The sequence below is a fragment of the Marinimicrobium sp. UBA4509 genome, assembly GCF_002388575.1.
GTDB lineage: Bacteria > Pseudomonadota > Gammaproteobacteria > Pseudomonadales > Cellvibrionaceae > Marinimicrobium > Marinimicrobium koreense.
In genome coordinates this window covers 1-7,337 of sequence record NZ_DGMV01000077.1, presented here as the reverse complement: position 1 = coordinate 7,337, position 7,337 = coordinate 1, and the positions used below count along the sequence as shown (strand labels likewise).

The window sequence follows — 7,337 nt, the reverse complement described above, 5'->3', positions numbered from 1 at the left end:
CATAGCTTAACTCCCACTCGCCTCCGGACTGCCAGCGGCGGGCAACGCCCAGTACCGGCATCAGTGTGCCGAACTGGTGCTCGAAGTGGGTTTTGAGTACCCAGTGACCGCTCTGAAGCTTGGAGGACAAGCGGTATCTCGGGTCTAGATCTTGCCGGTAGTTGTTACGGTAGCCCTCTGTACCCTCGAATAGCGGGTTAAAGGACACAAAGCCTTCGTTGTCGTCGGTTTGCCGCTGGCTGTTGGCGGAAGCGACGGTGTAGGGCGCGCGGTCCCACTCAATGGAGGCCAGGACGTCGTCAGCCTGCATGGCCAACTCCCACACGTCGGTAACTTGATAACTCAATTTCAGGTCCAACGCGTGCCCTATTCCGTTGGGTCGATCAATATTGGGGCGGTTGAACAGACTATCCCGGTAGTAACGGTAATCTACGTCGGCGGCTATGTGGTAACTGCCATCGGTATTGGTGGTCAAGGTGCCGCTCAGCCCCCCGTCCATCAGGTAGTTGGCCTGGAAAACGGATACCTCAGCGGATGCGCTCCAGCGATCTTGACGGCGGGAATAGCCTAGCTTGACCCCCTGCCCGGCAAAACCGGAGACGGTCAGTTCAATGGGTACCGTACTGTCAGTCAGCGGTTCGTTGCGCTCGATCCACCCGTAGTATTGCGCCGCCCGCTCGTTAATGCGGGTTGAGGCCAAACTGCGATGGAACGCGGCGGTGGATAGGCCGTTGTTTAGCCGGTAGCCAATTTCGAATTCGTTCAGCAGCCATTGACGCTCGCCTTTCTCGAAAGACTCACCCCACTCATCGAGGGTGTCCATTAACGGTTCGGGCTCGCTGTAGCCGTCCAGGGTCATGGACGCAAAAACACCGCTCTCGGCTGACGCTGACAGCGGTGCAAGAATAAAAAACCAAAAGGCCGGGCCGAAGCCCAACCTTTTGGTAAAGCGAAGTCTATAACGCCCTTTCATTAAATAAGCGATTCGACTTCGTTGGCATCACCATTGGGGTAAACGATCACAGGCAGACCATCTCGGGTTTCGACGGTGCCGATGATTTCGCCATCAATCAGTGCTTCACCGGTGATCACGGGCTCGCCCGCCTCGTTGGTGCTGGCGTTCAACTTCAGCTCGTAGCCCTGGGGGTTGAAGAAGCGCAGATCCAGAGATTCGGACTCAGCCAAGTCACCGCTGGCTTCGAGCGTGTAGTTGCCGCCGTCCCAGTCCATGTTAAAACGCAACTTGCCGCCTTCGTAGGCAGAGCGATTGAAAGTGGCGGTCAACCGTGCTTCCGGCAGCTCCGGAAGCGCCAGGCGTGCTGAGACGGTGGCGGAGCCTTTGAGGAAGTTGTCGACAGTTTCGAGGTCTGGGAGGTGCATGTCGGCCCAGTAGCCACCACCAGTCGCCTCGGTCGATGCCGTGGCACTGATTGAACTGACATCGACAGAGGACATCATTGCGTCACTTAGACTCAAGCGCTGCTGAATAGCGTCTTTAACTTCCTGCTCCAGCATTTCACTGCCTTCAGCGCTCAAAGGTTGGCCTTCATGATAAGTTGGGGTCAATGTGAGAGCAGCGCATCCTGTAAAGAAATACTGGGAAGCGAGGTTCCCGTAACGACTGGTCAAATAGCCGTCAGCATCATTTTGACACAGCTCATATTCCGCCGTATCTGTATTCGTTACGGTATAAGTTCCCCCGCTATAGGAGGAGACGTAAAACCCTTGGGGCTCGACGCCAGCCCGATTCACCTCAGCCTGGAACGCCGCTTCGACTGTCGCCAGCAAGCTTTCATCAGCTAACTCAAAGGTTAAGAAGATTTGCTCGAAACCGGGGTCACTGTAGACGCTGCCATAGCGAACCTTCTCAGACTCAACAATACTGTACCCATACACCTCTCCGGGAAGTTCAACCTGCTCTGAAAGCGTCAGTGAAACTTGCAGGCCGGACTCAAGCCAGCGGGTGTCGATCTCATCAACCGTGACTTGACTTTTGTATTCACCCAAGCTGAAATCGTGCGACAGCATTTCGTCGGTCGAGTAATCGTAGTATTCCAGGGTGACCGTGTTGGGCAGTGCACCAACAATCGCTTCCCGAAGTTCACCGAGCAAGTTGTCTGCTGACTCGTGGTTCAAATAATAACCGTAACTACGAGACTCATCTGTTTTGTAGAAATCTTGTATTCCAGGAATGTAGCTATCTATTTCATAGTACTTGTTGTAGTGAACTACACTGGCTTCTGCATCAGTTGCTACTGCCGTATTGAGCTCTTCAATAGGCGAGAATTCTAGTTCACCACGGAAGGTCAGTCGCGCGCCAGAGAAATCCGACCAGGTAAAGGCGTCAAAGCTGGCGGCGTTATTCAAACGAGCGGCAATAGTGATACCCGCCGCGTAGCGACCATCGGCGGATTGCAGGTCGCCGGTGAACCGCAGGCGCTCCAGATTCATGGGGCCGCTGTTGTAGTCGGCCAGCAGGCGCGCGTCGTCGTTCAGGCGAATCATTGAGGCGTCTACATCGCCGGTGAGCTCATTGCCGGCACTATAGACGGTCACACCACCCGACAGTGCTGCGGACCGGAACGCCGCATCGGCTTCGTCTGCATCGAACACGCCGTCCTCGGAGGCCTGGAGGGCATTGGCCAGCTCGACCGATACGCTCAGGTCCCGCAGTTGTATAAAGTGATCGGATGACAGGTCTCCGACGTGCCCAACCAGCTTGAGCTCCGTGCTCTGTGCCAGTTCGTTCAGGAAACCGCTGACCCGATCATCATCGGTGACAAACGCTTCCAGGGCGCCTTTGGTGATGCTGGTGTGCAATGTTAGGGCAAAGGGTGCGAAGGCATCGCTAGCATCGCCCGTCACGGTGCCGGACAGAGACAGCACCAGACCCTGGTCGTAGGTGGCTTCAATGGCCGCTGTGCCCACGGCATCGCCATTGGCGTTGGTGATGGTGATTTCCTCGGCGCCACCGTCATTCAGCAATGTCACCAATGTGTCCGGATTGGCTTCGGCAAAGAGTCCCACCTGGTTCAGCGCTTCGCCAACAAACTGGAATTGACTCTGGACCTTGGCGTCTACCGTCGCTTTGATAGCGTCGGCATCAATCTGGGCAGCAGCGGCAATGCTGTCGGTGTCTGTTGCTTCAAGCTCGGAAACCCAGGTACGTACATCGCCCACAAACGATTTGTAAGCCGTGATTTTTTCTTCCCTGGTGGTGTTTTCATCGACTACCAGATCTTCGTCGTAGTCCGGCGAGAAGCCCTCATCACCGGCCGCATCGTATTGAGCGGACTGGTTGCTCAGGGCATCGAGCGCATCGGTATCAAGCCCGTCGGTGCTATTGATAACCTCGTTTAGCGCGTTTGAAAGCTCTGATATTGTGAAGCGATCATCCCCGTCACCTACGCTGCCATCCACTAACGCAGCGGTAAACTGGTTCAGTTTCGAACTTAGCGTGTCTTCTTCCGTCGAGCTGAATAACAACTCCGCCACGGCCGCGTTCATCACGGCATATTGAGTTTCCTCCGCGCTGGCACCGGAGATTTGAGACAGACCTTTCGAGCCGGTGCGCTCAACATCAAAGCCGACCAACTGACTGACTTCGGCGGCGGCCTGTTTGCGAGCGGCGGCCAGGTCTTTTCCGCCTTCGGCGATCAGGGCCTTGGCGCGCTTGGCGGCCATACTGGACCAGGCAGTAACTGCGGCTTCGATTCGGTCGCCATCATTGGGTTTATCAACAATGGCGTTCAGCAGAAAATCTGCCGGCAGATCGACGTCCGAGAAGCGCTCGCCATCGCCGCAACGGCTTGCGTCACACACCATTTTTGTAATGCCTTCCACGACGGACACTTCCACTTCAACCGGACCGCCTTGGTAGTCGCTAGTCAACTCCAGCTCATAACTGCCTTCCGCGTCGGTATCGGTGCTACCCACGGAACCTTCGAGACGGTTGCCGTCATCATCCAGCTCGTAAGCGGTCACGCGGGCGTTTTTCAAGACCCCTTTGGTAGCCACGCCGGCAAGCGTGACGCCGCTGCCTTCATCACCGTCTTTGTCGCCGGGACCTGGCTCGGTCACGGGCGGTTCAGTGGGAGGTGGATTGTTATCGTCACCGCCTGAGCTACCACCACAGCCGACGAGAGCGACCAGAGTTGCGACGGAAAGGTACGTGAGGGGGGTCTTGAGTTTGATCATGCTGTTCTCCATTGGGGTCCTTTTTGCTTGCATGCGAAGCATTGCTCCAAGCTCGTTGTTGAGCTGCATGCCAACTGGAGTTTATACAGAGGAAAGTCTCACGTTCAATGAAAATATGAAGTGAATCGCAGTTTTTTCCGTTTTTGATTCTGTTTTAACGAAAGTTCGTCGGTATTTTGTCACAGGAAGTCGCGAGGCAATTTATCGACATGAAGGCGTCATCTTTTTGTTTTATTAATCTGCATAAAAATTAAACGACCTAAAATCGATCAAAGGCGATCAAAGGGGTCAGAGTCGGTTGATCCTAATCTACGAGCAGGAAATCAAACGACTCTGACCCCTTTGGTTTTCTTCCAATCGGCTGATTTACGGTCGCCGCCCTTCGGCCGAGCTGCTGCAGGGCGTCCCGTTCGTCGTTCGAAGTCTCGCTTGAAACGTTCACTGCCCAATACCCAAGCTCGTTCGGTGGCTTCGGTTATTTTCTGAACATCGTATTTCGGCAATATTTCGTCGAACAGGGCCCGGTAAGCCTCTTGCCTCCTTTTCGGGTGAGCACCCAACGCTTCATAGCCCGGATGAGGCGTAATTCGAGCGTCTGTGTGCCCCACGGCATTATGGGCGTAGCTCGACCAGGGGTATTCTGATGGGTGATCTACCATGCCTGCCCGCACGGGGTTAAGTTCTATATATCGGTACGCTGCAAGCAAGTAACTTTCGGAGTCGACCAAGGTTGATCGGTACCGCCCCTCCCACAACGTCCCGGTGCGTTCGTAGCTTTTGTTGAAGTACTGCACATATCGTCGCCCCAAAGCTTGCATCATTCGAGCGACACCAGACTCATCTGAGGGCGTGAGCAGCAGGTGAACGTGATTGCTCATCAAAACGTAAGCGTGTAGGGCCACCTGACTCTGTTCGGCCGCTTCCCGCAAATACTTTAAATAGACCTTGTAGTCTTTTTCAGCCGCGAAGCAAGCGCTTCGGTTGTTGCCCCTTTGAATAACATGTTGCGGGTACCCTGGCAAATAGGGACGTGGCCGTCTTGGCATGATTTCCTCCTTGTAAAATTCAAATGACTCTGACCCCTTTGATTAGTCGTTAGTGGGCAGAAGGATGTTGAAGTGGTGGTGACGGGACTCGCCCAGTGCCTGGTACTTTTCCTTCAGGGCCTCTCTCGCATTCCAGTCGCCATGGACCAGGCGGATGGTGCTGGGCCATTGCTTCATCCGTTTTACAAAATGCACCAGGTCATTTTGGTCCGCATGGGCTGAGTAGCCGCCGATGGTGGTGACACCGGCCCGGATGGTGCGGCGCTCGCCGTCGAGTTCGACCCAGCCGTGGGTGGGCCCGTATTGCTGGATGGCACGACCGGGGGTGCCCTGGGCCTGGTAGCCGACGAACAGGACCTGGTGGCGCTCATCTTCCAGCATGGCTTTGAGGTAGTTCACCACCCTGCCCCCGGCGGCCATGCCGCTCGCCGCCAGGACGATGGCCGGGCGGCCGGTTTTGGCGAGGTAGTCCACGGTCTGCAGGTGTTCTTCGTGGCTGTTGATGGTGTAGAGGTTGTCAAAACTCAACGGATGGCGACCGGCCTTGAGTCGCTTCTGGGCTTCGGCGTCCCAGAAGGGTTTGAGCTCCCGGTACACCTGGGTGAATTTGGCGGCCAGGGGTGAGTCGACGATGATTTCCATCTTTTGCCAGGTTTCCCCGCCCCGGTAGATCAGGTCTTCCAGTTCATAGAGCAGTTCCTGGGTCCGGCCGATGCTGAAGGCGGGGATGATTACGGTGCCGTCGTTTTTCAGGGCGTGTTCGATGGCGGCTTTGAGCTTGAGGCGTCGATCCTTGCGGCTTTCGTGGATGCGATTGCCGTAGGTGCTTTCGATGATCAGGGTGTCGGCTTTGTAGGGGGACCTGGGTGCCGACAACAGCGGCGCATAGGGCGCTCCCAGGTCGCCCGAGAAGACGGTGCGGTGGCTTTGCCCGGTGGGTTTGTCGAGCTGGTCCACTTCAACGTAGGCGGAGCCGAGGATGTGGCCGGCGCGCTGGAGTTTGATGCGGACTTTGCGTTGCTCGTCGTCCAGGATGGTGTGCCATTGCCGGTATGGTAGCGGTTTGAGCTGTTTGTTGACGGTGTCGAGGAATTGGTTGATCAGCCGCGCGTCCCGGGTGAAGCCGATTTTGAGGGCGTCTTCGATGACCAGCGGGAGCAGTTTGGCGGAGGGCTCCGAGCAGTAGATGGGGCCTTTGAATCCGGCGGCCATGAGGTATGGCAGCCTTCCGATGTGGTCGATATGGACGTGGGTGACTATCAGGGCGAAGACAGCGCTGAGGTCGAAGTGGATCTGGTGTTGTTCGAGGCTGTCGAGGTGGTCGGCGTCCTGGCCCTGGAAGAGGCCGCAGTCTACGAGAAAAGCGTGGTCGGGGCCGGCGATGTAGCGGTGGCAGCTGCCGGTGACGCCGTCGGCGCCGCCGTGGTGTTGGAATTTTGGGTAGTCCATTTTCGTTCTCAGTATTTATCACGCCCGGGGCACGAATGGAGGAAGCCCTTTCAAGACACGCCGTGAACCCATCCCTGGGGGCTCGGATCGCGGGTCCCCCGCTCTACGGTCTTGAAAGGGCTTCCTCCATCCGCGCCACTCAATGCCAAATTCTATTCCGGTGGATCTTGGCAAGAGCCTACAAATAAGACAAGGGCCAGCGCAAGGCGCTGGCCCTTGATAGTGACGGTCTGATGCCTGACGCGACGGACCGTGCGTTTGCTCGTCCTGAGCTGTGCAGGCGGGCTGCACTTCCTGACTCCCCTACCTCTTGAGCTGCTTCCTGTGACTTCTTGTCAGTGCTCGTCCTGTTGGCATCCTGCCTGAGGTTCCTTTGCCGTTCCTGGCGGGGTGTGTTTCCTTTCGCTTCCCTGTGATGTGTATTCTCCATGGGGCAGATGGCGCGGGAAATAAGAGATTGTGGGTGGGTTTTGTAGGAGATTGACTACAAAGGTGGGTGGGTGTGAATTGGGTCACGCTTTTTTGGGGGGGTCGATTAATGGCTTTGGGTGCTTTGTCGAGTGGTGACGGCGGATGCGCTTCGCTTATCCGCCCTACGGATGGCACGGCAGGTTGCGTAGGGCGGATCGGTCCGACGTTTCGGAG

Annotated in this window: 4 protein-coding genes; all 4 read right to left on the bottom strand. The window is 56.3% G+C overall.

The window, feature by feature from the left end; genetic code table 11:
* On the bottom strand, nucleotides 1–859 hold an 859-nt coding region (locus B3520_RS14355), incomplete at its 3' end, for a hypothetical protein (RefSeq protein ID WP_286876344.1).
* A gap of 113 nt (nucleotides 860–972) precedes the next feature.
* Nucleotides 973–4,197 carry a hypothetical protein gene (locus B3520_RS14350; protein WP_286807501.1) on the bottom strand — a complete coding sequence of 1,075 codons (3,225 nt, stop codon included), beginning with the start codon at nucleotides 4,195–4,197 and terminating at the stop codon, nucleotides 973–975.
* 323 nt (nucleotides 4,198–4,520) lie between these two features.
* Nucleotides 4,521–5,243 carry a transposase gene (locus B3520_RS14345; protein WP_286807499.1) on the bottom strand — a complete coding sequence of 241 codons (723 nt, stop codon included), beginning with the start codon at nucleotides 5,241–5,243 and terminating at the stop codon, nucleotides 4,521–4,523.
* A 42-nt stretch (nucleotides 5,244–5,285) separates the two neighbouring features.
* Nucleotides 5,286–6,692: an MBL fold metallo-hydrolase RNA specificity domain-containing protein gene (locus B3520_RS14340; RefSeq protein ID WP_286876343.1), complete on the bottom strand. Its 1,407-nt coding sequence runs from the start codon at nucleotides 6,690–6,692 to the stop codon at nucleotides 5,286–5,288.
* Nucleotides 6,693–7,337: the final 645 nt, after the last annotated feature.

Excerpts from the sequence above, each read along its gene's own strand:
- B3520_RS14340 (WP_286876343.1), bottom strand. The coding sequence starts at position 6,692 with ATGGACTACCCAAAATTCCAACACCACGGCGGCGCCGACGGCGTCACC.
- B3520_RS14350 (WP_286807501.1), bottom strand. The coding sequence starts at position 4,197 with ATGATCAAACTCAAGACCCCCCTCACGTACCTTTCCGTCGCAACTCTG.
- B3520_RS14345 (WP_286807499.1), bottom strand. The coding sequence starts at position 5,243 with ATGCCAAGACGGCCACGTCCCTATTTGCCAGGGTACCCGCAACATGTT.